The organism is Streptomyces sp. Edi2 (assembly GCF_040253635.1).
In the GTDB taxonomy this organism is placed as follows: domain Bacteria; phylum Actinomycetota; class Actinomycetes; order Streptomycetales; family Streptomycetaceae; genus Streptomyces.
On record NZ_JBEJGX010000003.1, the window covers coordinates 4,016,272 to 4,041,945 of the forward strand.

Sequence of the window (25,674 nt, forward strand, 5' to 3'; positions counted from 1 at the left end):
TTTTGTTTGCCGCACGGTAAATGTCGGCTGCATGAATTTTCACCGTCGGGTACCTGACACACCCGAATGGCGGGCGCAATACGGAATTGCCGAGGCATTGTGCGCCCGGCCCGTACGCCCTCTCGGCGACGGACCGGGCGCACTGCCGGGACGGCGGAATACCGGTGCGGCACGCCCGTCCGTTCCCTCTGCCGAGCGGCACCTGCTGGGCAGCGGCGACGGACCGGCTGCCGCCCGGCCACGGACCAGCTGGTCCCGGCTGCCGCCCGGCCGGCTACTGATCAGGCAGCCACCCCAGCTGCACCAGGGGCGTGCCCCGCTTGCGGGAGACGAAGTGGGCGCGGCCCGCGGGCAGGGGCTGGGGGCGGGTGGTGCCGAGGATGTCCCCTTCCTGTGGATCGCCGGAGAGGATCAGGCCCTGGGCTCCGAGCTCCTTGATGCGCTGGAGGAAGGGCTCGAACAGGGCGCGCGAGACCCCGGCGGTGGTGCGGGCGATGAGGAAGTGGATACCGGCGTCGCGGGCGAAGGGGAGGTGGTCGGTGAGGACGGCCAGCGGGTTGCCGGCGGACGAGGTGACCAGGTCGTAATCGTCGATGATCACGAAGAAGCGGGGGCCGGTCCACCAGCTGCGGTCTCGGAGCTGCTGAGGAGTGACCTCCGGGCCCGGCCGGCGGCGTTCCATGAGGCCGGCAAGGGCCTCCATGTGACCGGTGAGCGCCGCATCGGTGGCGGCGTATTCGAGGAGATGGCCGGAGGAGACCGCGCCGAGCAGGGAGCGGCGGTAGTCACCGACGACGATCTTCGCCTCATCCGACGTGTACCGCTCGGAGATCTTGTGGGCGAGGTGGCGCAGGGCCGCGGTCTTGCCGGATTCGCTTTCGCCGAAGACCAGCAGAAAGGGATCGGTCTCGAAGTCGACATGGACCGGTTCGAGACGGGTCTCGTCGATACCGATGGGGATGCCGCGGTCCGGGTGGGCGGATCCCTTGGGGAGATGGCCGGCGGGGACCTTACGGGGAAGGAGGCGGACCGCGGGCGCCTGCGGACCCTGCCAGGCGTCCCCGACCGCCCGGACGAAGGCGGCCGTGGCGTCGGCGAGTTCGGTGCCGGCGCCGGCCGCGTCGGTACGCGGGAGGGCCGCCATGAAGTGGAGCTTGGCGGGGGTCTGGCCGCGGCCGGGGACGCCAGGGGGAACATTGGCGGCGGCCTTGCGGTCGAATTCGGAGTCGAAGGGGTCCGCGAGACGCAGTTCAAGGCGCCCGAGCAACTGGTCCTTGAGGGCGGCGCGCACCTCCATGTGCCGGGAGGCGGTGAGGACGACATGGATGCCGAAGCCGAGGCCACGGGCGGCGAGGTCGGTGACGACCGGTTCGAGCAGTTCGTACGCGTCCTTGAAGGGGCCCCAGCCGTCGATGAGGAGAAAGACGTCGCCCCAGGGCTGGTCGGGGAAAGCACCCTCGGCGCGCCGGCGGCGGTAGGTGGCGATGGTGTCGATGCCGTGGTCGCGGAAGAACTCTTCCCGCTGGGCCAGGATGCCCGCCACCTCCGCGACGGTACGGCGGATGCGCTCGGGGTCGAGGCGGGAGGCGACGGAGCCGACGTGCGGGAGATCCGCCATCGAGCTCAGCGCGCCGCCGCCGAAGTCGAGTCCGTAGAACTGGACCTCACGGGCGGTGTGGGTGAGCGCGAACGCGCCGATGAGGGTGCGCAGCAGGGTGGACTTTCCGGACTGCGGGCCGCCGACGACCAGCAGATGCCCCGTGGCTCCGGAGAAGTCGTGCAGGAGGATTTCGCGGCGCTGCTCGAAGGGCTTGTCGACCAGGCCGAGGGGAACGGTCAACCCGCCGGTGGCGCGCGGGGACCCGGCGTGCAGGCCGCGTTCGGGCGTGGTCACCAGGGCGGGCAGCAACTGGTCGAGAGCGGGGGCCTTGTCCAGGGGCGGGAGCCAGACCTGGTGGGCGGCGGGGCCCTGGCCTTCCAGACGGCCGACGATCACGTCCAGGACGGTGTCGGCGAGCCCGTCGCCCGGTGCGGGCCCGGTGCCCGTGCCCAGGGCGGTGTCCGGCTCCGGGGCGGCCTCGGCGAGCGGGACGGGCGGGGCCTGGAAAAGGGCGGCGGTCCGCTGGACGGGGCGCGGGCCCTCGTCCGTGGCGGCGGCGCCCGGGAGAGCGGGGCCGGAGACGTATGCGGCCTTGAAGCGCGTCATCTCGTCCGTGCCGAACTTGAGGTAGCCCGAGCCGGGGACGGAGGGGAGGTGATAGGCGTCGGGGACGCCCAGGGCAACACGGGATTCGGCGCCGGAGAAGGTGCGCAGGCCGATGCGGTACGAGAGGTAGGTGTCCAGGCCGCGCAGCCGGCCTTCCTCCAGGCGCTGGGAGGCCAGGAGCAGATGGGCCCCCAGGGAGCGGCCGATGCGGCCGATCTGGATGAACATCTCGATGAAGTCGGGCTTCGCGGTCAGCAGTTCGCTGAACTCGTCGATGACGATGACGAGTGAGGAGAGCGGGTCCAGCGCCTGTCCGGCGGCGCGGGCCTTCTCGTAGTCGTGGATGTTGGCGAAGTTCCCCGCCTGGCGCAGGAGTTCCTGGCGGCGCTGGAGTTCACCGCGGAGGGAGTCGCCCATCCGGTCGACCAGGGAGAGGTCGTCGGCGAGGTTGGTGATGACCGCGGCGACATGCGGAAGAGCCGACATCCCGGCGAAGGTGGCGCCGCCCTTGAAGTCCGCCAGCACGAAGTTCAGGGTCTCCGAGGAGTGGGTGACGGCCAGGCCCAGGACGAGGGTGCGCAGGAGTTCGGACTTTCCGGACCCGGTGGCGCCGACGCACAGGCCGTGCGGGCCCATGCCGTTCTGCGCGGCCTCCTTGAGGTCGAGCATGACCGGCCGTCCGGCCTCGTCGATGCCGAGCGGCACCCGGAGGCGTTCGGCCTGGGAGCGGGGGCGCCAGGTGCGGGCGGTGTCCACCGAGGCGGGGTCGCCGAGGTCGAGCAGATCGGTGAAGTCGAGATTGGCGAGCAGCGGCTCGTCGTCATCGGTGCCCTCGATCCGTAACGGGGCGAGCCGGCGGGCGAGCGTGTCGGCGCGTTCGGGGGAGAGCGTGTCGGGGGTGCCGTCGTAGACGGAGACGGCGGATTCCAGACGGAGGCGGGCCGGATGGACCTGGACGGACAGGCCGCCGCGCGGTTCGCCGAGTTCCCCCGGGACGACCTCGACGACGGTGACGCCCTGCAGCCCCTCGGGAGCGGCGAAGGCGGAGTCCGGGGGGACCATTCCGCCGTCCAGGACGACCACGAGGTGCGGCCGGTCCAGCAGCGGCGGTGCGTCCCGGCTGAAGCGCGGGCGGTCGGCCAGCTGGTCGCCCAGGAGGGTTTCGAGTTCGGCGAGGTCGTCGCCGAAGAGGCGCTTGGTGCCGGCCCCGTCCACAGACTGGGGAAGCTGGGCGTGCGGCAGCCACTTGGTCCAGTCCCACCGGGCGAGGGCACCGGGGGACGCGACCACGGCGACCATGAGGTCCTGTGGCGAGTGCAGCGTGACGAGTTGGCCGATCAGGGCCCGTGCGGCGCCCTGGGCGGACTCCGGGTCGCCGGAGACGGTGAGGTGGTAGAAGGCGCGCATCGAGACCGCGACCGGCATGTGCCGCAGCGAGCCGTGGGCGGTGAGGAAGCGCTGCATGACCCCCGCGGTGAGCGGTTCGAGCTCGTCGACGGGCGCGGTGTCGGGAGCGATGAGCGGGGTGGCGAGCTGCTGGGTGCCCAGGCCGATACGGGCCTGGCCGAAGTCGGCGTCACCGATCCGCCGTTCCCAGACCCGGCGGCCTTCGGCGACCACCGCCCACAGCTGGTCGGGAGCGGGATGGAGGTAGTGCTGGGCGTTGCGCTGCGACGCTGCCGTACGGCGGATCCGGCGCCGGGTCTGCGCCAGATACTTCAGGTAGTCACGGCGACTTTGCGCCATCTCTCCCTGGGTGCCCCGGCGGTAGCGGACGACCTGTGCGATCACCATGCCGAGCGTCGAGGCAAGCATCAGCGCACCCATGATGCGCATGAAGCCGGGCATGCCCGGCATGAAGAAGAACACCACCGACGAGCCCATGCCGATCATCGGCAGGAGCTGCATCAGCACGCCCTCCTGCTGGCCACGCGGGAGTTCCGGCGGCGATTCGAGGCGTAACTCGTCCGTGGGGACCACGGGCGGCAGCGCCCGCGGCGGACGCTTGACGACAATCTGGCTCACCGCGCACCCATCCCTCGGCGCGGAAGGGAAATCTCCGTACCGCTCACCCCCCTGGCGACGGCGCCTTCCGCATCGGACGATCCTACTGCCGACTAATGTGGCCGATGGGGAAGGATCATGTGTCACGGCCGGCCGGGCGCAGGACCGGGTGGCGGACAGGGGGAAGAAGTGCGAACGAGCGTGGGGACCGGTTTCCGCAGGGTGACCGTGGTCGCGCCCGACAGCCGTATCGATGTGGCACTGCCCGAGAACATCGCCGTCTCCGACGTCTATCCGGAAGTACTGCGGCTGACCCGGCAGACCCAGCCCGCGGACGCGCCGACCGGCTACTACCTCTTCCGGAGCGACGGCAGCGCGCTGGACAGTTCCCGCTCGCTCGCCGACCAGCGGGTCGTCGACGGCGAGATGCTGCACTTACGGCCCTTCGCGCAGTCCCTGCCGCCGGCCGTCTACGACGAGGTGTCCGACGCCGTGGCCTCCGCCGTCGCCCGGGACCGCCGCCTGTGGAGCGACGGCATGCTGCGCGGCGCCGGCCTGGTGGGGGTGGGCGTGCTGCTCGCCCTCGTGGGGTTCGTGCTGTGGTGCGCCGATCCCTTACGTCACGACATGCACGGCCTGCCCGGCGTGATCGCCGCCGTCGCGGGGCTGCTGGCGGCCGCGTTCGCCGGTGTCCGCGCCCGGGTCTACCGCGACCAGCCGTCGGCCGTGGCGCTGGGCCTGGGAGCGTTACCTGCCGTCTGGTGCGCGGGCTCGGGGATCGTCGGCCCCGACGCCGGCCAGGGGGCCGGACGGCTGCAATTCCTGCTGGGCTGCATCGCCGCGCTCGTCGTGTCCGTCGCGCTGGTCGCGCTGTCGCCGCAGGGCGATGCCCCGTTCATCGGGGCCACGTTCGTGACGGCCGCCGGCACCCTCTCGTCCTTCCTCGCCCTCATCGCCGAGGCCCCGGCCGCCCGGGCCGCGGCCGTCTGCCTCCCGGTGGCCATCGGCCTGATGGCCTTTCTTCCCGCCCTCGCCACGCGTCTGGCCAGGCTCCCCATCGGCTACGCCACACCGCGCAGCCTGGCCGAGCGGGAGGCGGAAGCGGGCCCGGGCGGGGCGATGTCCGCCGAAGACCTCGTGGACATGGACGGCATCGCCGCACAGGCGCGCCGCGGCCATGAACTGCTGCTGGGGCTGCTGGGCGGCTGCTGTGCGGTGGTCATCGCGGCCGCTGCCGTGCTCGGTCCGTCGGAATCGGCATGGGGACGTCTGCTGACCCTCGCCGCCGGCCTCGCCACGCTGCTGCGCGCCCGGCTCTTCCGCTACACCGCGCAGGTGGCCTGCGTGATCATCGCGGGGTTCGGGGCGCTGGCCCTGCTCGTCCTGGGGATGGCCCTCGCTCCGCCGGCCGGCGCGCTCACCGACTTCGCCGCGGGCGACCGTGCCCAGCTCGACCTCCGCACCCTCTGGCTGGCACTCGCTCTGGCGGGCGGGGTGGCGCTGGTGACCCTGGTGGCGCTGACCGTGCCGAAGCGGGGGCTCACGCCCTTCTGGGGGCGCGCTCTCGATCTCACCGACGGACTGCTCCTGCTGTCCCTGATGCCGCTGTGTCTGGCGGTCCTGGACCTGTACGGCCGGGCACGCAGCATGACCAGCGGGTGACGCGACGCGTCGGCAAGGACGGTCGTGGCCGCACGCACACACGGCCGGCACTCGGGTAACGGTCTCAGGGGGAACTCAGCACCATGGCATCACGGCGGGACGAGCTCAACGGCTACACCTTCGCCAAGAAACGACTCGTGGCGGCCTTCCTGCAGCCCTCCCCGGACCGTACCGACGAGGGTGCCCCGCATCCGCTGCGTGCCGTGCTTCCCGGCCTGGTCATCGCCGCGCTCGTGCTCGCGGGCTTCGGCGCCTGGGGCATGTTCCGGCCGCAGGCCCCCAAGGGCTGGAACACGCCGGGCGCACACGTCCTCCTGGGCAGCCAGTCGGCCACCCTCTACGTCGTGCTCACCACGGACGGCAAGCCGCAGCTCCACCCCGTCCTCAACATGGCCTCCGCCCGGCTGCTGCTGAAGACCGAACAGTTCGACGTCCTCAAGGTCGATGAGCACGAACTCGACAGCGGGAAGATCCCGCACGGACCGACCCTGGGCATCCCGTACGCCCCCGACCGCATCCCCGAGGCCCCGGAAGCGCAGAAGAGCAAGCGCTGGGCGGTGTGCGAGCAGCCTGGCAGCAACGGCAAAGCCGTACAGAAGGCCACGTTCCTCTTCGCCGCCCGCGACGAGCACAAGGTGGAGGGACCGGGCCGGCTGCGCGGCGGCCAGGTGCTCTACGTCCAGGAAACCGGCGCGTCCGGCGCCCGCTATCTGATCGGCCCCCAGGGCACCAAGTACCGCATCGACGGCGGCAGTTCCGGCAAGGAATCCGAACTGCTGCTGCGTGCGCTGGTGGGGAGCCGGCCGCCGCAGCAGGTCACCAAGGACTGGCTGGCCACGTTCCACGACGGCACGCCGATCGGCTTCCCCTCCCTTCCGCGGTCCGTCGGGCGGCGGGCCGGCATCAAGGGCCTGGACCCCCGAGACGACCGGGTCGGCATGGTGCTCCGCGCCACGACGGGCTCCGGAGCACAGCAGTACGTCGTGCTGCCCGGCGAGGTCCGGCCGGTGTCGGACTTCGTCGCACGGCTGCTGCTCTTCTCCCCGCAGACCGGCCGGCTCCAGCAGCACAACGAGCCGACGGAGGTGAACGCGCAGTCCTTCACCCCGAAGGGCGGGAACCTCTTCGCGGAGAAGAAGTGGCCGCAGCCGGCCGCCGCGCAGGCCAACACCGCTGCGGCACCGGGCCGACGGGACACGGTCTGCAGCGTGCTGCGCACCGTGTCCCCGTCCGGCGGCACCCAGCTCAGCACCTGGGCCGGGACGGACTATCCCCAGCCGGTCGTCAACGGCGGGACCAGCGCCTATGTGACGCCCGGAACCGGGCTGTTCTACCAGCAGATCCAGGCCGGAGACGGGACATCGGGAGGGCGCTTCCTGGTGACGGACACCGGCCTGCGGTACGGCGTACAGACGAACAACGACAGCAGCACCAAGCCCTCCGGCATCGGTGCGGACGCCAAGGACACCGGGCAGAGCCGGGGCGCGCCGCAGCAGGAGACGTACCGGGCGCAAATGCTGCTCGGTTACAAGGGACTCAAGCCCGTGCGTGTCCCGGCGAACTGGTCGCAGTTCCTGCCGATGGGCCCTCGGCTGGACACCAACGCCGCACGGCAGCCCCAGGGCTCGTAGGGAAACGGAGTCACCACGGTGCGGAGGAAGACAACCGCGGCCTGGGGCACGGGCGCGCTGCTCGTGGCGCTGGCCGCCGCCCCTGCGACGGCGGCAGGACCGGAGGGCACCACTCCGGTCCCGGAAGGCAACGGCGCCTGCACCTTCCCCATGAAGCAGCAGATCAAGGAGCGGCCGTGGGCCCTGCAGCGGATCGTCTTCGACCGCCTGTGGCAGAGCACCAAGGGCCGTGACGAAGACGGCCGGCCGGTCCGGGTCGCGGTGATCGACACGGGCGTCGACCGCACCAACCCGCAGCTCACCGACGCCGTCGAGGCCACGTCCGGCCGGGACTTCCTCGGCAAGGGCGACGACGCGGATCCCAAGGCGCCCAAGGACGGCACCTACGATCCGGTCGGCCACGGCACCAAGGTCGCGGGCATCATCGCGGCCCGCCCGCGCCCCGGCACCGGCTTCGTCGGCCTGGCCCCCGAGGCGACCGTCATCCCCCTCCGTCAGAACGACGAGAAGGGCACCGGAAACGTCGGCACGCTGACCGCGGCCATCCAAGCGGCCGTGGCCGCGAAGGCCGACATCATCAATATCTCCCAGGACACAACACAGCCCGTCCCTGCGGACTCCCGCCTCGCCCAGGCGGTCCGCGAGGCACGGCGCAAGAACATCGTCGTGGTGGCCTCCGCCGGCAACGACGGCTTCGACGGCCGCCTCAAGAAGACCTACCCGGCGTCGTACCCGGGCGTCCTGGCCGTCGCCTCCTCCGACCGCAACAACGAGCGCGCCGCCTTCTCCCAGAGCGGCGACTTCATCGGCGTCGCCGCTCCCGGGGTGGACATGGTCTCCACCGTCCCCAAGGGCGGCCAGTGCGTCGACAACGGCACCAGCTTCTCGGCTCCTTATGCCGCCGGTATCGCGGCCCTCCTGCGGGCCAAGCACCGCGACTGGAAGGAGTACCAGATCGTCGCCCAGATCGAGCAGACCGCCGAGCGCTCCGTCAACGGCCGCGACAGCTTCGTGGGCTGGGGCGTCGTCGATCCCGTACGCGCCCTGACCGAGGACGACCACCCCCTCGACCACGCGAGCGCGGACGACGGCCCGCCCCGGGCCGCTCCCCCGGACCCGGTCACCCCGGTGGACGGTGAGACTCCGCAGGACCGGAGGGAGCGATATGCGACATACGGAGTGGGGGCAGGGGGCGTTGCGGTCGCGGTCATCGTGGGAGTGGCGGTCGTCCGACGGGACATTCGCCGCCACGCGGCAGCTTCCGCGGCGCCCTCTGCGCCCGCCGCGGGACAAGTCAATGAGTAGCCGTACTCAGGTTTCACCGGAATAAGACCACATGACCGGGAAAACCGGCTGCCGCTGCCTTCGCCCCGGGCTCGCGGTGAAGGCACGCGCCATTGGCGAATTCTGAACGGTACCGGCCAAACACCACCGTTCGTTGTCAGAGGTGGTGACTACAGTGACTCCTGAAGTTTCTGACTTACGGGTCTGACTTACGGGGGAGTCACTATGGGGTCCGACGCGAACACAGGCGTGCAGGTGAACGGCGCGGGCACCGGCGCCGGAGGCGGGTCGTTCGAGGTCGATCCCGAGGAGCTGAAGAAGCTGAAACAGCGCGTGGACGACCTGCTGGACCAGCTCAAGGGATCAAATGCGGATCACCGCGCGATCGGCCATCGCAAGATCCCTCCGTCTTCCTTCGGCCAGGGATTCGTCGAGGCGCAGGGCATCGCGGACACCTACGAAAAAGTATTGTCCCAACTCGAAACTTTCTCCAAAGCGTTCGGCGACCAGATCGAGGCGCTGAGCCTCGGAACCGAGTTCATCGGCCGGGACTACGAAGCGGTGGATGCCGACGTCCGGAACCGCCTGGCCGCGATCCAACGTCGTACCCAAGGCCTCTACAAGGCACCACAGCCCCCGCACCAGCCCGCCGGCACCACCGGTCCGGAACTGGGCGACGGCCGGTCCGCGGGCTCCGACGGCATCTGAGGCAAGGGGGGAACGGACATGGCAGGCAACACCGTCGACTTAGGCATTCAGGGTTGCACCAACTTCGAGCAAGCGTCCCATCAGACGCTCTACGACATGGTGGCCGACGCCGATCACCTGCACATCATCGTGATGGGATCCGACCTGGTCGACGCAGGCAAAGAGATCGCCAGAATCACCCACGACCTCGAGGCATACGCCCGGCAGACCCAGGCCCACTGGAAAGGCGAGGGCGCCCAGGCTTTCGACGACTGGACCAGGGAAACCGCCAGGGAAAGCCGCAAACTGGGCCACTACGCCAAAAACACCGGCGAAGCAATGGTCGATGCCGCAACCGCACTGGGCCAGGCCAAACTGATGCCCAAGCCTCCCGAACTGCGGAATTTCGTGGAGACGGACCCCGGAAAGGCGAACGGGGTCACCGCCCTCACCAAAGACCCGGACAGGGAAGCTGCCATCGGCGAGATGAGCCGGCTGGCGTCCTACTACCGGACGGCCCAGGAGAAAATCGCGCAGCAGGAGGCGCCCAACTTCCGGCCGGCTTCTGGGTTTGTGCCGGAGCCCTGGGACGATGGCCTTGATACGAGTTATGTTCTGGACCAGCCCATGGCCAGTCGAAATGCGGACGCCAGAGGCAGTGCAGGGGCCACTACTCCTTCGTCAAGCGATAGCCGCGGAGAGCACCACGCAGGAACTGCCCAGCCGGTCACGGGTGGCCAGCGGGTCCAACAGGTGAGTACGTCCGTCGACTCCACTGCACCCGTCACCACAGCCGATGCGGCACCGCCTCACGGGGATACCACCCGCTCTCAGCCCGGCAGTTTCCCCGACTCTCAAAGTACCAACGTGCCCAGCACCGTGCCCCCTGCCGGGGGTAGGAAAGCGCCTATCGGGCGTGACGGCACGACGAGAGGCTCGCAACCAGTAACTGGAGGCCCGGGCAGGGTGCAGCAAAAGCCCCGCAGCACCACGGGCGACGGCATCATCGGGGGCAATGCCCAACGCGGCGGAACCGCCACTGGGCGTGCCCGGTTGCCAGGAGGGGCCGTCATCGGGGAGGAGCGCGGCGCGATCACGCCCCGGCCTGTCCAGGGCGGAGGGAATCCTCCAGGCGGTAGAGGCGTTACACCACAAGACGGAATGGGAAACTCCGGTCAGCGCCCTCTCCCCCCGCCTGGAGAGGCCTTTGGAAAAGCTCGTGGATCCGTCATGGGCGAGGAACGTGGTTCGCATGCTCGCGGCCTCACGGGCGGCGGCATCCCGGGAGGTACAGGGAACGGTGTAAGCCAAGGCATGCGAGGCGGTTCTGGACGTCGTCTGGCATACGAGCCCGGTGGAACCGTGGGCACAGGGCCCGGCGAAGCAGTGGCAGGAGGTGAGCAGCGCTCCGGGCTGCACCGCTCCCTGCCCGGTAATAGCAGCTCAGGAGGCATCGCCGAAGGTGCCGCCGCCGGACCCTCCACGACGGGGCGCATTTCTGAGCCAGGCGGGAAAAGCGGACGAGCAGAGGCCTCTCGTCTCCGGGCAGGTGACTTCACGTCCGGCGGATCGGGACTGACGCGAAGCAACGCCTCCGGCGGCACGCTCCCCCTGGCCGGAGCCCCGTCCCACCAGGGCAAGAGGCGCCCCTCCACGCAGCGGCCGAGCTATCTCCAGGAAGAAGAAGAGATGTGGACGGCGCAGGGCCCAGCAGTTGTTCCCCCAGTGATCGAGTAGCCCTGGCGTGATTCGGCAATGGGAAGGAGGACACGCACCGTGACTCGTGCGGAAATTCGTGTGCAGTGGAAGGGCCAGCTGCCGACTACTGCGGTGTTATGCCTCACGGCACTGTGCCTGGGCTCGTTCGCACCCGCAGCCGCTGCGGAGGACAAAAGATCCCACCAGTGGTACCTGGACGCAATGCAGGCCGAACGGATGTGGCAGAGCAGCACGGGAGTAGGCGTCACCGTTGCTGTGATCGACAGTGGCGTCGACAGCTCCGTACCCGAACTGAACGGTCAAGTGCTGCCGGGCAAGGACTTCTCAGGCGAGGAGCGCGGCGCACACTACGACGGTGAGGGCCATGGGACGGGCGTGGCCGTGGTCATCGCCGGCAAACGGAGCGGGCCGAACGCCTGGGGACTGGCACCCGGGTCAAAGGTGCTCCCCATCAGAGCCCAGGGGGCGAACGGGATCCTCAGCATGGCGAATTCCATCCGCTACGCAGCGGATCAGGGAGCAAAGGTCATCAACATCTCCCGCGCCGGGCCTGCTGGAAAAGCAGCGAAAGATGCGCTCCAACCGGCGGTTGACTATGCGAACAAGAAGGGGAGCCTGATCTTCGCCGGCACAGGGAACAACGGCGCCAAAGGCAACGCTCCCGTCTATCCCTCAAGTCTCCCTGGAGTTGTCGGCGTCGGGGCAGTGGACAAGTCCCTGAAGGCAGCGAAGTTCTCCGTCCATGGGCCCCAGGTAACACTGGCAGCGCCTGGGGTCAGCATTCCAACTCGCTGCACAAAGGAACTTCTGGGCTGCACAGCGGACGGCACCACCCAAGCCACCGCCATCGCCTCGGCCTCCGCCGCCCTGATCTGGTCCGCCCACCCCACCTGGACGAACAACCAGGTCCTGCGGGTCATGATGGAGACCGCCGGCAAGCCGGAGGACGGCAAGGTCCCGAGCGAATACCTCGGCTACGGCATCGTCCGCCCCCGGAAGGTGCTCCTGGACAAGGAGGGCGACCCCGGCCCCGCCGACATCAACCCGCTGCTTGCCGCCCGCGGAACCACCGCACCGCCCAAGACCCCGCAGTCGAGGGCGGACAACTCAGCAGCCGACGCCGCGCATAAACCGGCCGACCGCCCGGACAGCTCACTGCCCTGGCCCCTCACTGCCGGACTGGCCGCAGCAGTCGCGGCCCTGGCAGCCGGCGGACTGATCATCGTCCGGCGACGGCGGACGTGATGACGGACCTATCGGCGGACGTAACGGCCGACGAACACCGCAGAACAACCAGAACTCCGGCTGCCCACGCCACGAGCAGCCGGCGCAGAAACCGCATCTCTCGAGATACGGCCAACAACCCGAGCTGAAAACCAAGACCTCTCACTCAGCTCTTCTGTAACCCACTCATGGGGGAAGGTGGATCATGGCAGGGAATACCGCACTTACCTATGCGGAGATCGAAAAGCTCAAGAACGAGATCCAGAGCGGCAGTCAGGCGATGTCGTCCCAGCTGCGGACGCTGGTCAACGCCATCTCCGCCGTCGAGTCGGCGTGGACCGGCCAGGGCGCCAGCGCCTTCAAGCAGGCCCAGAACGCCCTCAACGAGGACCACGCCGCCCTGCGCCGCATGCTCGACGGCATCAACGACGCGATCGCCCAGACCGGCACCACCAGCCAGTCCAACGACTCCGAGGTGCTTTCCAGCTTCCGCGGCATCGACGTCAACGGCGGCGCCCCCGGCGGCCAGCTCAACACCGGCTCCACCAGCGGCATCAGCAACTACTGAACACCCGCGCCTGCACCTGTGCTTACGCCTGAGGAGCAGGCCTCCAGGTAAAGCGACATCCACCGATCAGCCACCAGCAGTGGGGGAGAAATGGCCGGCGACGAGAACCTTCGGGTGACATACGGCGCGGTAGAGCAGACCGCCGCCGACATCGAGCGTTCCGCCAAGGAACTGCAAGCCGAACTCGACAGGATCTGGAGCGCGGTCAAGCGCGTCTCCAACTCCTGGGAAGGCGAGGCCCACCAGGCCTTCCAGGCCGCGGAACGGCAGTGGAACAGCCGCGCGAGCCACATCCAGAGCACCCTGCACGAGGTCGCAACCAAGATCCGTTCGGGCAGTGCGGACTACCGGGCGACGGACCGCCGGGCTGCCGGGTTCTTCCAGTAGCGATCGGCAGCCCAGGTGACTTGGGGTGGGCGTGCAGCGAATGTACGCCCACCCCAATAGCGCTGGGAGAGTTCGAGAGCCGGCACGGAGAAGTCCCCTCGGGCATAGATGGTCAGCGCGGCAGTAGCGCTCACGGCTCATAAGTAGCCGTACTCAGGCCCCGCATGGTCCATCGCCGTAGGATTTCCAGCCGTATACCAGCGAGGATGACGGGGGACGCTGTGTCTTGGGACGAAGAATGGGCCGCGCTCAAGCGGGAGGCCGGCGAAGGGCGCGGATTACGGCTCGCGAGCGCCGGCGGAGGCGGTTCGGATGGCGGCTCCGGGGACTTGAAGTCCAAGCGATCCGTGTGGACCACGGCGGGGCGCGAGGTCCAGTCGTTACGCGGCGACATCAAAAAGGCCCTGGCGAAGCTGGAACAGGAGCAGCAGGGTCTGGGCACCGGCGGCAGTGGCGTGCAGAGCGCTGCGGCACAGCAGGATGTCTACCGCTCCTGGAAGCGGTACCTGGAGGCCCTGAGCGGCCGGTGCGGCGCCGTCCAGGCTCGGATGGAGAAGGCGGGCGGCGAGCTGTACGGGAACGACGCAGCCGTCAAGGGCTCGTTCAGCAAGCTCTCCCAGCAGTACGCGGACACCCCCGCCGTCGGTGGCCGGCAGCAGGGGAAGTGACCCGAGCCATGGACTACTCGACGCTCAAGAACCTCAAGACATCCGAGTTCGAGGACGCCGCGGACGGATATCGCGCCGCCAGCCATATGGCGAGTTCAGCCAAGGACGCGCTTGAGCAGCGCATCAACGTCAAGTTACGGGAGTCGCTCTCCGGCGAGGCAGCGGAGGCCGCTCTCACGCAACTCCGCTCGCTGGCACAGGACTTCCACTACACCCAGGTGGAGTGCGGCGTCATCAGCACCGCGCTCAACGCCCTTGCCGCCGACCTGCAAACCGCCAAGAAGAAGCTCGATGCGGCGGTGGCGGATGCGGAGGGCGAGAAATTCACTGTGGGAAACGACGGCTCGGTCACCTACCCGGCAGCGGGTGACGAGTACCGGGGCAAGACCCCGCCGGGTGGCACGGCGAACGGCGTCACGGACGAGACAGCCAAGGCGCTCAACCGGCAGGCGGCCAACTTCGACCCCAACCCCCACTTCGCGCGGGCACAGGCCTACGCCGACCGCATCACCGCAGCCCTCGAAGAGGCCACAACGGCCGACGAGAAGTGGGCTCCCAAACTGCGCAGACTCAAGGCTGACGACGACCTGACGGTATCGGCCGCGGACTGGGTCGACGCCAAGAAGGACACGGGTGGTGTAAGCGACGGCGCCGAGCGCTATCTGGACAGCGTCAAGGAACCGCCCCAGCACGGCGCCCCGGAGGACAACGCGGAGTGGTGGAAACACCTGTCCGCGGATGAACGGGACGCCTACATTTCCCTGCATCCCGCGAGCATCGGAGCGATGAACGGCCTGCCCGCCGATGCTCGCGACGAGGCCAACCGTACGGTCCTCGCGGAGACGCGTGGCCAGTACGAGGTAAGGCTGGCTGCGCTCACCAAAGCGGAGCCACCCGAGTTCGAGAGCGTCGGGGCCCGCGGCGACATGAAATACAGCCAGAAGTGGCTGGACTGGCATCACGAGAAGGAGCGCCTGGAGGGGAAGCTGAAGGGAATGCGGGCCATTCAGGACCGCTTTGACCGGACCGGCCACGACGATCTCCCCGAGGCCTACCTCCTGGGGTTCGACCCCGATGGCGAGGGCAACGGAAGAGTGATTCTCGCCAACGGAAATCCTGACACAGCTCACCACACCGCTATATACGTCCCTGGCACCAAGTCGGACATCGCCACCATCGGCGAGGACGATGGCGACACACCTTCGGACCTCAAACGCAGCGAGTACCTTTGGGGCGAGAGCAACAAGCTCGCCCCGGGGAAGAAGATCTCCACCATCACCTGGCTCGATTACGACGCCCCGGACGGTATCTTCACGGAGGCCACGCAGGACAAGTTCGCGGAAAAGGGTGCGCCAAGACTGCTCGATTACCTCGAAGGCAACAGATCGGCCCATCAGTACGCGACCGGCAGCCACGGCCACACCACTGTCATGGGGCACAGCTACGGCAGCACGCTGATCGGCGATACGGCCAAGACCGCGAGCTGGAATGGGGCTTCGATACCTGCAGACGACGTCATGGTCGCCGGCAGCCCCGGCATGCAGGCGGCCCACGCCGCGGACCTCGGTATCGAACCCAAGCACATGTGGGCGATGGGTGGTGATTGGAGTGACTTGTTCGTCCGCGAGGGTGGTAAGAATGTCGGCCTCGGTGGCGACCGGACCATCCCCACTGATGTGGAATTCGGCGGAAACATCATGAAGAGCGATGCAGGAGATCATGGCGCTTTTTGGGACAAGGGATCAGTTAGCTTGAAGAACCAGGCAGCCGTCATCACCGGACAGTATCAAATGGTGGATTATGACTAGGCGAATTCCACGAACAATACAGGCACTCTTGACGTGCATGCTGATGGCAGGATGTTCACAAATGAATAAAGATGATCCAAAAGTGCGAAGCGCCGAGGAAAATAAGGAGAGCACGAAGAGGGCTTCCAGCGAAATCTTGGGTCTCATCGCCTTGAAGGGGAAGCTGGCAGAGTCGGGGCCGTTCACCATGCCGTGCTCGGGGTACTCGGGGGGCGTGTACAGGGATCACCACCCCTGGAGCCTGTACGACGTTCCGATCGACGACATGAAGGAAGCCATGGATCGACTGAGAAAAGGGCTTCCCAGGAAGGGCTGGAAGATCGTCAAGGACGGCTTTGACGGTAGCCCATCAAAAGCTCCGCAGATCGTAGCGAACTCCAAGGGTGAAGAATTCTCCGTCGACATCAGGCTACACGACCAGCGAAAGTATGGAAAAGACCCCTCTTTCATCGAAGTCACACTCGAATCCGCTTGCTTCAAGACCGAGAAGCCCGACTAAGGGTTGCCCCCGGACGGCCGCGTCGACGAGGGCCCATGACTGTGCCGACTTGCGATGGAGTATCGACACCAGGCCAGCCACTGTCGGGCAGTGCCCATGACGAAGTGATCACGGAAAGTGCTCACATGACAACATGGAGCGGCCTACCTTGGGCAAGATGAGCGAGGACATGCCCCCGCAGAAGCCCTGCCCCGACTGTGGCGGCCAAGGCACCGTGGAGTGGGAGACGCCGATGGGCGATGCGGTCACCACGCAGTGTTCCGGGTGCGGTGGCACCGGAACCGTCCTGGCGTAGAGGAGGCGGAGGCAGGCGTGGCGGCCTTCGAGAGGAACGGCAAGCCGGTCGGCCTGGACGCGCAGTACGTCGACCGGCTTCCGTGCGCGACCTGCGGGATACGGTCGATGAAACTGCCCGGTCAGCAGGGCGGGTTGTGCATCCCCTGCTATGCGGATGAGTGCGCGACCGCGGGGCGCCGCGCGGCGACGGCCGGCGCGTGGGTGGCGGCCAGCTTTGTGGGCGACCCCTGCCTGGCGTGCGGGTCGCGGTCCGTGGACGCCAATGGGTGGGCGTTCTGGTGCAACTCGTGTGAGATGCAGACGGCTGTGGCCCTGCCCCCGACGTAAGAGCGGAGCCCGTGCGGACGAGGGGCAGGGCGATGTTGCCGGACGCGCCCTCAGACGCCGAGCGAGTCGGCTTTGACGGCCGTGACGAAGCGCCTCCAGGCGACGGCGCGGACGATAAGGGCCGGGCCTTCGGGCACCTTGGAGTCCCGTACGGGGACGAGGCCGGGGAAGTCGTCGGCGACCTCCAGACATTCGCCGCCGTCACCATTGCTGTAGCTGCTCTTCCGCCAACATGCGGCACTCAAGTCAAGGGTTTTGCTGGCCATTTCGATAATCCTCAGCCGCTTCTTCGATGATGGCGAGGGACGCCTCCGGTGGCAGTGCGGCGGCCCTGAGACGATCGTATGCCTTCCGGTACTGCTGCACGAGGGCCGGATCGTCGAAGGTCTGGCCGTGGTAGGGCCCCTCCGTGTACATCAGCGGCGGTTCGTCATCGAACTCCATGAACATGAGCGACAGTTCCATGAAGGGGCGAGTCGGGGCATTACACGGCAGGATCTGTGGAAAGACGCGCCGACGCCGCACTAAGCCGGCGATCTGGTCGAGCTGTTCGGCCATCTCCGAAGGCGCCAGAAGCGGGTCCGCGCCTCGCACCAGAGACTCATGGAGGATGACCCAGTACTCCAGCTTCTTCGGAGCGTCGAAGAGCTTGGCCCGCTGCAACCGGGCCCGGACCTTCACCTCGACCTCCTCCGGCAGGTCGAGGGGGTGCGTGGAGTGGATGACCGCCCGCGCGTACGCCCCGGTCTGCAGCAGACCGGGGATGAGCGCATTGCTCCACCGTTCGATGACCCGAGCCCGCGTCTCCGCCTCCGCAATCGGAGCGAAGTACTCGGCGTGCGCACCCCGCCTCGCCTTGCGTACGTCCTCACATCGCCGCTCGAAGAACCCATCGGTCTCCAAGACCCGGTCCACATGCCGAGCCAGTTCCAGCGGCATCCGCCGCGTAGCGCGCTCGATCTCGCTCAGGTAACTCGGCCCGAAGAAGCTGCCGTTGGCCGTCTCCTGGAGAGTCCGGCCCGCCGCCTCCCGCTTCCAGCGCAGCTCGGCGCCGTAGAAGGCGGGGACGCTCGCCGATCCGTCAACGTCTTTGCGTGCAGGCATGGTTCACCGTTCCACGGTTCGCGCAGTGGGGTCCGAACCCCTTCCACGCTACGCCCCGTGACGTCACGCTGTGAGCACTTCGTCACCATGCGCACAGGAAGGCGTACGCCCCATGCCCAGCCACCTCCACCACGACGACGACGTGCAGGACTGCACCGAGCTGCTGCGTAGCGCGCTCAGGGACAACGGGATCACGCTGCCGTCCCTCGGGATCGACCTGCCGGGGTTCGCCGGCAGTTACGCGGTGCCGCTTGTCGCGCTCGGTAACTGCAACACGGCCACCGCCCGCAAGCTGGCCGAGGCGCTTCGTAAGGCGGCGGCCGCGCGATGAGCACGTCTTCCGAGCCCTCTTCCAGGCCGCTCACGCTGGAGCTGCTTGCCCTGCCCAAGGAAGTGCCTGTGCTCCGGCGCACCGTGCGCGAGCACCTGGGCGGGCCGTGCGCCGAGGTACAGCTCTGTGTCAGCGAAATAGTGGGAAATGTGATCCGGCACGTCGGGGAGGGCACCCCGGTCGTCGTCCGCGTCATCGGCGGGGCCGCCGACAGCATCCGGGTGGAGGTCACCGACCCCGACGCGCGGGCGCTGCCCGTGCTGCTGCGGGCGGGCGGCGACGACGAGCGCGGGCGGGGCCTGGCCCTGATGGAGGCCGTCTCGCTGCGGTGGGGGGTGCGGCGGGAGGGCGCCTGCAAGACCGTGTGGTGCGAGGTCGGGCGGCCCTGCGAGGTCAGCCGGGCGTAAAACGCCACGACAACGCACGTCAGACCCCGTGCCACCTCCCCCACAGAGGTGACACGGGGTTCCAGTTTGACGCGCCGGGGGCTCGGGCTCCAGAGCAGGGGTCACCTGCTTTCGTAAAGGCCCGCTATGTCTTTGGCGAAATCGCGCGTGACGGCGGCGCGGCGGAGCTTCAGGGAGGGGGTGAGATGTCCGGTTTCCTCGGTGAAGTCCACCGGGAGGACGGCGAAGCGGCGGATGGATTCGGCCCGGGAGACCAGTTCGTTGGCGTCGTCGACGGCGCGCTGGAGGTCGGCGAGCAGGATCTCGTCGTGGACCAGGCGCTCCAGCGGCAGATCCTGCTTCTTGTTCATCTGGCACCAGTGGGCGAGGCCGTCCGGTTCGAGCGTGATCAAAGCGGTGATGTAGGGGCGGTTGTCGCCGAGGACCAGGCACTGGCCGACGAGGGGGTGCGAGCGGAGGCGGTCCTCCAGGGGGGCCGGGGCGACGTTCTTGCCGCCCGTGGTCACCAGGATCTCCTTCTTGCGGCCGGTGATGGTGAGGTAGCCGTCGGCGTCGAGGGCACCGAGGTCGCCGGTGGCCAGCCAGCCCTGATCGGTGACGGGGCGGGCCGCGCCGAGGGCCGCGTCCCAGTAGCCGGAGAAGACATGGCCGCCACGGACCAGGATCTCGCCGTCCTCGGCGATGCGGACCGCGGTGCCGGGCAGCGGCCAGCCGACCGTGCCGATGCGGGGCCGCAGGGGCGGGGTGACGGTCGTCGCGGCCGTCGTCTCCGTCAGGCCGTAGCCCTCGAAGATCTCGATGCCGGCGCCGGTGTAGAAGGCGGCGAGGCGGTGGCCGAGGGGCGAGCCGCCGCTGAGGATGTAGCGGACCTTGCCGCCTAGGGCCGCGCGGATACGGCGGTAGACGAGCGGGTCGTAGAACTTGCGGGCGGCTTTGAGGGCGACCCCGGGGCCGGAGCCCGTGCCGTGCTCCTTGGCTTCCACCGCCTCGCCGTACGAGCGGGCGATACGGGCCGCGCGGTCGAAGGAGGCGGCGCGGCCCATCTTCTCCGCGGTGGCCCGGCCCGTGTTGTAGACCTTCTCCAGGACGTACGGGATGCCGAGGAGGAAGGTCGGCCGGAAGCCTGCCAGGTCGGCCAGCAGGTCGTCGGTCTGGAGGCTGGGGGCGTGGCCGAGGCGGACCCGGGCGCGCAGGGCGCCGACGGCGACCATGCGGCCGAAAACGTGCGAGAGCGGCAGGAAGAGGAGGGTGGAGGCGGGCTCCTCGCTGACCGACTTGAAAACGGGGTGGAGGAGTTCGACGGCGTTGTCGACCTCGGCGAAGAAGTTGGCGTGGGTGAGGGCGCAGCCCTTGGGGCGGCCCGTGGTGCCCGAGGTGTAGATGAGCGTGGCGAGGTCGTACGGGCCGGTGGCGGCACGGCGCTCGTCCACCACCGAGTCCGGCAGGGCGCGGCCCTCGGCGACGAGTTGGGCGACGGCGCCGGTGTTGAACTGCCAGAGGTGGTCGAGGCCCGGAAGCTCGGCGCGCAGGCCGCTGATCAGGCGGGTCTCCTCGACGTTCTCCACGACGCAGGCGCGGGCGCCGGAGTCGTGCAGGATCCATTGCGCCTGGCGGGCGGAGGACGTCGGGTAGAGGGGGACGGTGACCAGGCCGGCCGCCCAGGCGGCGAAGTCGATGAGGGTCCACTCGTAGGTCGTACGGGCCATGATCGCGAGCCGGTCGCCCGGGCGGAGGCCGAGCGCGATCAGCCCCTTGGCGACCGCGCGCACCTCGACGGCGAACTCCGCCGCGGTGATGTCGCGCCAGGTGCCGCTGGGCTGCTTACGTGCCAGGACGACGTCGGCGGGGGCCTCGACGGCGTTGTGGAACGGGAGATCGCCGAGCGAGCCGCTGTGGACGGGCGGGGCGAGTGCCGGGACGTAGACCTCGCGGACCGTGCCGTTCAGCAGGGTTTTTTGGGGTTCTACGAGGGTGGGGCCGGTGGGGTTGGTACGGCCGGTGGGGGCGGTGGTGGCAGGCGCGGCAGTGGGAGTGTCGGCCGGGTGGACGGGTGAGGTGGGGGGTGCACTTTCCTGGTTGGACACGAGCGGGTCCTCGTTTCTCCTGTGGAGTGCGGGGAGGGGGGAGGAGTGAAGGGGGGGAAGGGGCGAAGGGGGGAATGCAGGGGTGCGGAGGGGTTCGTCGACGGGCTGCTTACGGGGCTCTTGGCTTATGGGGCTCGTGCAGGACGGCGGGGTCGCGCAAGGGCCGTCCATGGGGCCACGATTGGCCATGCCGGGGGCCCGTCGTAGCCGGCCAGGGCCGCAAACGCCGTGGGGGCGGTGGGTAAGAGAGGTGGAGGGGGTCGCGCCCCCTCGGGCAGCGGCGGACGAAGCCGGCGCCGTGGGCCGCGCCGTGTCCAGTGCCGTGCCCTGTGCCCGGCCCGTCCGTGGTGTCGGACTGCCGGACTGCCCTGCGTCATCGCGGCGTTGGGGACGTCAGGTCCGGACACCCGTGTGAGCAGGGGGCGTTACGGCGGCGCAGGAGCGGCGATAACAGCCGATGGCGGCAGGCTCGCCCCCGGCGGTGGTATCCGTGGAACACATCCTCGCCCCAGCTTCTGACCCGACAGTAACCTTACTTCGAAGTAAATCTACGCGAGGACCGGGAGTTGGCCAATGGCCGTAACTCCCTTGATCTCGGCAATTCCGGGCCCGGCCGCACACCGACCAACCCATCGGGCCACCCCGTCGGCTGCCCGTCGGCCGCCTGTCGGCCGCCCCTCGGCCGCCCCTCGGCCGCCGCTTCGTCGGCCTCGCCCCTGACCGTCCCGGTCTGCCGCAGCCCGCACGGCCCTCCCCCGGGCCCGCCCGCCTGAGACGGATCCGGATCCGGAGCAGCCGGCCTGAGCCGGAACCGGAGGCCGCCCGAGCCCGGGTCCCAGCCCCATCCCCATCCCCAGCCCGGACCCGGGCCACCGAAGCCCAAGTTGAGCGGCACCCACCCAGCGCCCCGGCACCAGACCAGAGGCGCCAGCCCAGGGGCGACAGGGAGGCGAGCCCGGCCAGGAAGCCGCGTCGGGCCGGACCGCCGTCCGCCTCACCCCCTGGCGACCGACCGCCCCTGCCGGCCGATGAGCCCGCCGGGTGCCCACCGTTCGCCCTCCATCAGACGACCGAGGCCCGCCCAGACGAAGTTCATCATCGTGGCCGCCGTGTCCTTCGCCGACGGATGCTCCCCCTCCCCCGAAGGCCCCTCGTCCGTACGGAGGTTGGCCCACCCGGCCAGGGACTCGGCCGCGCCTACCAGGGCGTGGGCAAGCCCGGCGACCTCCCGCTCGTCCAGCTCGCCGACGCAGCCCGCCTCCTTTGCGGCCGCACCGATCAACCCCGTCACAAATGCGACGATCTCCCCCCGCACCACAGCCACTTCACGCACAAACGGCTCACCGTGCGTCCGCGCCTGCTGGTGGAGTACGGCCCAGCTGTCCGGATACTCGGCGGTGTGCGCGAAGAACCCGCGCAGACCGCTCCACAACTGCCGGTCGGCCGTCGCCCCCGGCTCCACGGCCGCCGTCACAGCCGCCACCAGCGCCTCCGACTCCCGCCGGATCACCGCGCTGAACAGGTCTTCCTTCGAATTCAGGTAGAGATAGACCAGCGGCTTGGAGACCCCCGCCGCCTCGGCAATCTCGTCCATCGAGGCCGCCGCATAACCACGCCGTGCGAACGTCAGCACCGCGGCGTCCAGCATCTGCTGCTCCCGGACCGCGCGCGGCACCCGCTTGCTCTTCACAGCTCCCACCCTGAATGTCCCTCCGTCCCGCCCCTTTACTGCAAAGTAAGTTTACGATCTTCGCCTCCCGGCCCCATCTCCCTTGACACGTTCCCGACATGACGAGACGCTACGTCTCGTCGCGCTGGCCCCTGTGGATGCCCATCCGGTGCGAATCCGGCCGCGGCTGCCCCATACGACTGCGGCCGCAGTCCCAGCCAACGCCAATGCCAATGCCAATGCCACGGCTGCGATGCCCGCGTGCCAGTGTGCCCGCCCCCTCCTGGAGGACAGCCCCATGCAGCAGTTCATCGACGCAGCCCCCGGCATCCGCCTGTGGACCGAGCAGCGCGGTGCCGCCGATACGGATCCCTTACTCCTGATCATGGGCGCCCAGGCAAGTGCCGTCGGCTGGCCCGAGCCACTGGTCGATGCGCTTGCCGCGCACCACCGGGTCATCCGCTACGACCACCGCGACACCGGCCGCTCGACCTGGCCCTTCGAGGAACAGCCGTACCGGATCGCCGATCTCGCGGATGACGTGATCGCGGTCCTGGACGGGCTGGGTATCGACCGGGCTCACATCGTCGGCATGTCATTGGGCGGCATGCTGGCCCAGATGGTGCTGGCGGACCACCCCGACCGACTGCTCAGCGCCACTCTCATCAGCACCAGTGCTCTCAGCAGCACCCCGTACACCCGCCCGGACGGCGCCAAGATCCCGGTCGACGAGTTGCCGGGCATCGCACCCGAGCTCCTGGAGCTGTGGGCCCGCCCGGCCGAGGATCACGGACAGGCGGCAGAGATGCAGCGCCGGATCGAACACTGTCGGATACTCGCCGGTAGCCAATTGCCTTTCGACACCGACTCTTTCCGCGCTCTTGAACAGCGCGTCATCGAGCACACCGGGCACTACCGGGCGAGCACCGCACACGGCCGTGCGGCACACGACGGGATGCTCCGCACGGACCAGCTCACCCAAAACGAGGTGCCGGCGCTCGTGATCTGCGCCCCCGCCGACCCGGTCTTCCCGCCGCCGCACCCCCAGCACCTCGCACAGTGCGTCCGCGGCGCGTCCCTTGTCGAGATCCCGGGGATGGGACATGCCCTGCCGCCCGCCGTACTCGGGCCACTCGCCACGGCGATCCTGGGCCGTACGGGAGGGGCGGAGGGCTGAGCGGAAAGCCCGGACACGAACGCGGAGGTGCCCCGGCCTTGGGGCAAGAACGGGCCCGGGCCGCGCCGTCTAGCACGCCGCACGAGCAGCGGACGAGGGGGCGTTCCGTGAGGCATCGGGAAGACCAAGACCACGGCCGGGCTGCCGGGCCCGGCCGGTGCGCAGCCGCCCCGTGCCACCAGGGCATTCGTCCACACCGTGGCGGGCGGCCGTGCGGATGCGTCTCGATGGCCCGCCGTCCACGCCCATCCGGGTTGCCTGACGGCGCGGCGTCGATCAATTCCGGTGGTGGCGGGGGGCGGGCGGCGTGTCCGGCGGTGGCGGTGGCGCCACCGCCACCACCGACGTGCTGTTCTCGGGTGGCGGTGGCCGTGGCGGGGCGGCGGATCGAGCGCCGGGCCGGCGGGCAGTACCTTCGCCACCGGTGCGAACACCGAGAACGGGCACGTCACCCTCACCTACACGACGGCCTCCCAGCCCGTCACCACCTACCTCAAGTCGAAGCCGAACCCCTCCCGGCCGGGAGAACCGGTCAAGCTGACGGACCGCGTCTGCCCGTCCCACCCCGCATCCGGCGCGCCCCGTCCGACAGGCACCGTCAGTTTCACGGTCGACGGCACCCACGTGGGGACGGCGCAGCTGCGGCCCGACGGCGACAACTGCAGCGTCGCCGAACTGACCGTCAGGATCCTCGGCGCCGGCACCCGCACCCTCACCGCGGCCTACTCCGGTGACACCAACTACCGGTCCAACCGCGGCAACCCTGAAACCCTCACCCATGTCGTCAGGCGGTGCGGTGACCGGGAGCACGACCACGACCACGGCGGCAAGGGCAACAGCAAATGGGGCGTCCATGGGTCGAAGGCCTGCCCGCCCCGGGCTCGTATGTGATCGGAACAGTTCGCCGGCGGGCCCTCGGCTCAAAGAGACAGGGGCGCAGTCGAAGCGAGCTCAGCCGGGCGGCCGACGGCACGGAGACCTCCCGCTCCGCGCCGTCGGCCGCGACCGCGACCGCGACCGCGACCGCGTCAAGCCTGATGCTGGTGGAGCCGTTGGCAGGAGGCCTTCGTCTGTCAGCCACCGCGAGACCCCGGCCGCAATACGAAGCCGGCCAGAAATACACTCATGGGATGGAAGCGGCACAGGACTCGGCACGGGCAGCTGTCGAACGGGCCGCTGAGCGCGGCCACTTCAACCATTCCACCGTGACGGACCTCTCGCATTCCGCCTCGGACGCCGCCATGGACGGGCACACCTCGGGGGCGCAGTGGGAGGACGCTCGTCATGGCTGACCAGGTGGCCAAGCCCCGGAACACCGCTTCACGGGTACCGGCTTGGCGGCGGACGGCTGCATCGGCTTCAGCGTCAGCTGCCGCCGTGCTCAGCTTCACCCTGCTCGCGTCCGGTTGTGGCGGTCCGCAGGTCAACTACGCCATACCGAAGGACCTTTGCGGCATCCCCGTGAGCCGGGACCTGATTCGCCCCTTCTTTCCCCCGGGAGACCGGGTCGAGTTCGACGGTGACGCCTTCCCTGACGACAGCAAAGCCGAGTTCTTCTGCCAGTACTACGTCGACGGGAACACAGCGCTGTCAGTGGACGCAACACGGAATTCGGAGAACGTAACTGCGGCGCAAGTCGTGAAAGGCGACGTCAGGCATACGGACCTCAAATCCTGGGCACGGCCTGACGGGCACATAGCAGGCTACTCCGGGAGCGCCTTGGGAACCAGCAGCTGTTCCGGAGCGCCGTCCGACAGCCGCAGCCGGCCGGCCCGCAGCTTCACGCTGGAAATCTCCGTCAATAACTTCACCAGCACGAAAGCGCTGCGTCCTAAGCTGGAAAAACTCATGGACACCCTGCTTCCCAAGGCAGCCCGCGCCAGAGGCTGCTAGGGCGTGTCCGATGGGTCAGGCCGAGGACGTGCACGCAC

23 protein-coding genes are annotated in these 25,674 nt (G+C 69.1%); 18 read left to right on the plus strand and 5 right to left on the minus strand.

Annotated elements, in window-relative coordinates; genetic code table 11:
* Positions 1–274: 274 nt before the first annotated feature.
* Positions 275–4,231 (minus strand): type VII secretion protein EccCa, encoded by a 3,957-nt coding sequence (eccCa, locus tag ABR737_RS21005; RefSeq protein WP_350251676.1) that lies wholly within the window; start codon positions 4,229–4,231, stop codon positions 275–277.
* Positions 4,232–4,348: 117 nt separating this feature from the next.
* Between eccCa and eccD the strand changes: the two genes are divergently transcribed.
* The 12 genes from eccD (at position 4,349) to ABR737_RS21065 (ending at position 16,971) form a co-directional block, all read left to right on the plus strand.
* Positions 4,349–5,872, plus strand: a complete 1,524-nt coding sequence (gene eccD / locus ABR737_RS21010) for a type VII secretion integral membrane protein EccD (RefSeq protein WP_502964350.1) — start codon at positions 4,349–4,351, stop codon at positions 5,870–5,872.
* Positions 5,873–5,955: 83 nt separating this feature from the next.
* Entirely contained in the window at positions 5,956–7,503 is a 1,548-nt protein-coding gene (eccB, locus tag ABR737_RS21015) for a type VII secretion protein EccB (protein WP_350251678.1), read from the plus strand.
* A gap of 18 nt (positions 7,504–7,521) precedes the next feature.
* Positions 7,522–8,808 (plus strand): type VII secretion-associated serine protease mycosin, encoded by a 1,287-nt coding sequence (mycP, locus tag ABR737_RS21020; protein WP_498499179.1) that lies wholly within the window; start codon positions 7,522–7,524, stop codon positions 8,806–8,808.
* Positions 8,809–9,012: 204 nt separating this feature from the next.
* Positions 9,013–9,495 (plus strand): DUF2563 family protein, encoded by a 483-nt coding sequence (locus tag ABR737_RS21025; protein ID WP_350251679.1) that lies wholly within the window; start codon positions 9,013–9,015, stop codon positions 9,493–9,495.
* 1,755 nt (positions 9,496–11,250) lie between these two features.
* Positions 11,251–12,438 carry a S8 family serine peptidase gene (locus ABR737_RS21030; RefSeq protein WP_350251680.1) on the plus strand — a complete coding sequence of 396 codons (1,188 nt, stop codon included), beginning with the start codon at positions 11,251–11,253 and terminating at the stop codon, positions 12,436–12,438.
* 184 nt (positions 12,439–12,622) lie between these two features.
* Positions 12,623–12,985, plus strand: coding sequence for a WXG100 family type VII secretion target (locus ABR737_RS21035; protein ID WP_328386083.1), 363 nt, complete (start codon positions 12,623–12,625; stop codon positions 12,983–12,985).
* Positions 12,986–13,075: 90 nt separating this feature from the next.
* Positions 13,076–13,372 carry a WXG100 family type VII secretion target gene (locus ABR737_RS21040; RefSeq protein ID WP_350251681.1) on the plus strand — a complete coding sequence of 99 codons (297 nt, stop codon included), beginning with the start codon at positions 13,076–13,078 and terminating at the stop codon, positions 13,370–13,372.
* A gap of 329 nt (positions 13,373–13,701) precedes the next feature.
* A complete protein-coding gene (locus ABR737_RS21045) occupies positions 13,702–14,040 on the plus strand; it encodes a hypothetical protein (RefSeq protein ID WP_350251682.1) in 339 nt (112 codons plus the stop codon).
* An 8-nt stretch (positions 14,041–14,048) separates the two neighbouring features.
* Positions 14,049–15,848, plus strand: coding sequence for an alpha/beta hydrolase (locus tag ABR737_RS21050; protein WP_350251683.1), 1,800 nt, complete (start codon positions 14,049–14,051; stop codon positions 15,846–15,848).
* A 61-nt stretch (positions 15,849–15,909) separates the two neighbouring features.
* Positions 15,910–16,347, plus strand: coding sequence for a hypothetical protein (locus ABR737_RS21055; protein WP_350251684.1), 438 nt, complete (start codon positions 15,910–15,912; stop codon positions 16,345–16,347).
* Between the two features lie 157 nt (positions 16,348–16,504).
* Positions 16,505–16,642 carry a hypothetical protein gene (locus ABR737_RS21060; RefSeq protein WP_176956267.1) on the plus strand — a complete coding sequence of 46 codons (138 nt, stop codon included), beginning with the start codon at positions 16,505–16,507 and terminating at the stop codon, positions 16,640–16,642.
* 17 nt (positions 16,643–16,659) lie between these two features.
* Entirely contained in the window at positions 16,660–16,971 is a 312-nt protein-coding gene (locus tag ABR737_RS21065; RefSeq protein WP_350251685.1) for a hypothetical protein, read from the plus strand.
* A 50-nt stretch (positions 16,972–17,021) separates the two neighbouring features.
* Here ABR737_RS21065 and ABR737_RS21070 read toward each other — a convergent pair whose 3' ends face one another.
* Together ABR737_RS21070 and ABR737_RS21075 are read right to left on the minus strand one after the other, a co-directional pair.
* Positions 17,022–17,237 carry a DUF397 domain-containing protein gene (locus tag ABR737_RS21070; protein WP_350251686.1) on the minus strand — a complete coding sequence of 72 codons (216 nt, stop codon included), beginning with the start codon at positions 17,235–17,237 and terminating at the stop codon, positions 17,022–17,024.
* Positions 17,218–18,075, minus strand: coding sequence for a helix-turn-helix domain-containing protein (locus ABR737_RS21075; RefSeq protein ID WP_350251687.1), 858 nt, complete (start codon positions 18,073–18,075; stop codon positions 17,218–17,220). The genes ABR737_RS21070 and ABR737_RS21075 overlap by 20 nt, the downstream gene beginning before the upstream one ends.
* 112 nt (positions 18,076–18,187) lie before the next feature.
* On the opposite strand from ABR737_RS21075, the gene ABR737_RS21080 reads away from it, so the two are divergent.
* A complete protein-coding gene (locus tag ABR737_RS21080; RefSeq protein ID WP_350251688.1) occupies positions 18,188–18,406 on the plus strand; it encodes a hypothetical protein in 219 nt (72 codons plus the stop codon).
* Entirely contained in the window at positions 18,403–18,813 is a 411-nt protein-coding gene (locus ABR737_RS21085) for an ATP-binding protein (RefSeq protein ID WP_350251689.1), read from the plus strand. The genes ABR737_RS21080 and ABR737_RS21085 overlap by 4 nt, the downstream gene beginning before the upstream one ends.
* Before the next feature lie 101 nt (positions 18,814–18,914).
* Here the strand turns inward: ABR737_RS21085 and ABR737_RS21090 are convergent, their stop codons facing one another.
* Both ABR737_RS21090 and ABR737_RS21095 read right to left on the minus strand, forming a co-directional pair.
* Positions 18,915–20,897 carry an AMP-dependent synthetase/ligase gene (locus ABR737_RS21090; RefSeq protein WP_502964351.1) on the minus strand — a complete coding sequence of 661 codons (1,983 nt, stop codon included), beginning with the start codon at positions 20,895–20,897 and terminating at the stop codon, positions 18,915–18,917.
* 994 nt (positions 20,898–21,891) lie between these two features.
* Positions 21,892–22,596, minus strand: coding sequence for a TetR/AcrR family transcriptional regulator (locus ABR737_RS21095; protein WP_350251690.1), 705 nt, complete (start codon positions 22,594–22,596; stop codon positions 21,892–21,894).
* A 268-nt stretch (positions 22,597–22,864) separates the two neighbouring features.
* On the opposite strand from ABR737_RS21095, the gene ABR737_RS21100 reads away from it, so the two are divergent.
* From ABR737_RS21100 to ABR737_RS21115, 4 genes are all read left to right on the plus strand, one after another.
* Entirely contained in the window at positions 22,865–23,743 is an 879-nt protein-coding gene (locus ABR737_RS21100; protein WP_350251691.1) for an alpha/beta fold hydrolase, read from the plus strand.
* 288 nt (positions 23,744–24,031) lie between these two features.
* On the plus strand, positions 24,032–24,634 hold the full coding sequence (locus ABR737_RS21105; RefSeq protein ID WP_350251692.1) for an Ig-like domain-containing protein: 603 nt from the start codon (positions 24,032–24,034) through the stop codon (positions 24,632–24,634).
* A 239-nt stretch (positions 24,635–24,873) separates the two neighbouring features.
* Positions 24,874–25,035, plus strand: a complete 162-nt coding sequence (locus ABR737_RS21110; RefSeq protein ID WP_350251693.1) for a hypothetical protein — start codon at positions 24,874–24,876, stop codon at positions 25,033–25,035.
* Entirely contained in the window at positions 25,028–25,636 is a 609-nt protein-coding gene (locus tag ABR737_RS21115; protein ID WP_350251694.1) for a hypothetical protein, read from the plus strand. Before ABR737_RS21110 ends, ABR737_RS21115 begins: the two co-directional genes overlap by 8 nt.
* The last annotated feature ends 38 nt before the right edge of the window (positions 25,637–25,674 follow it).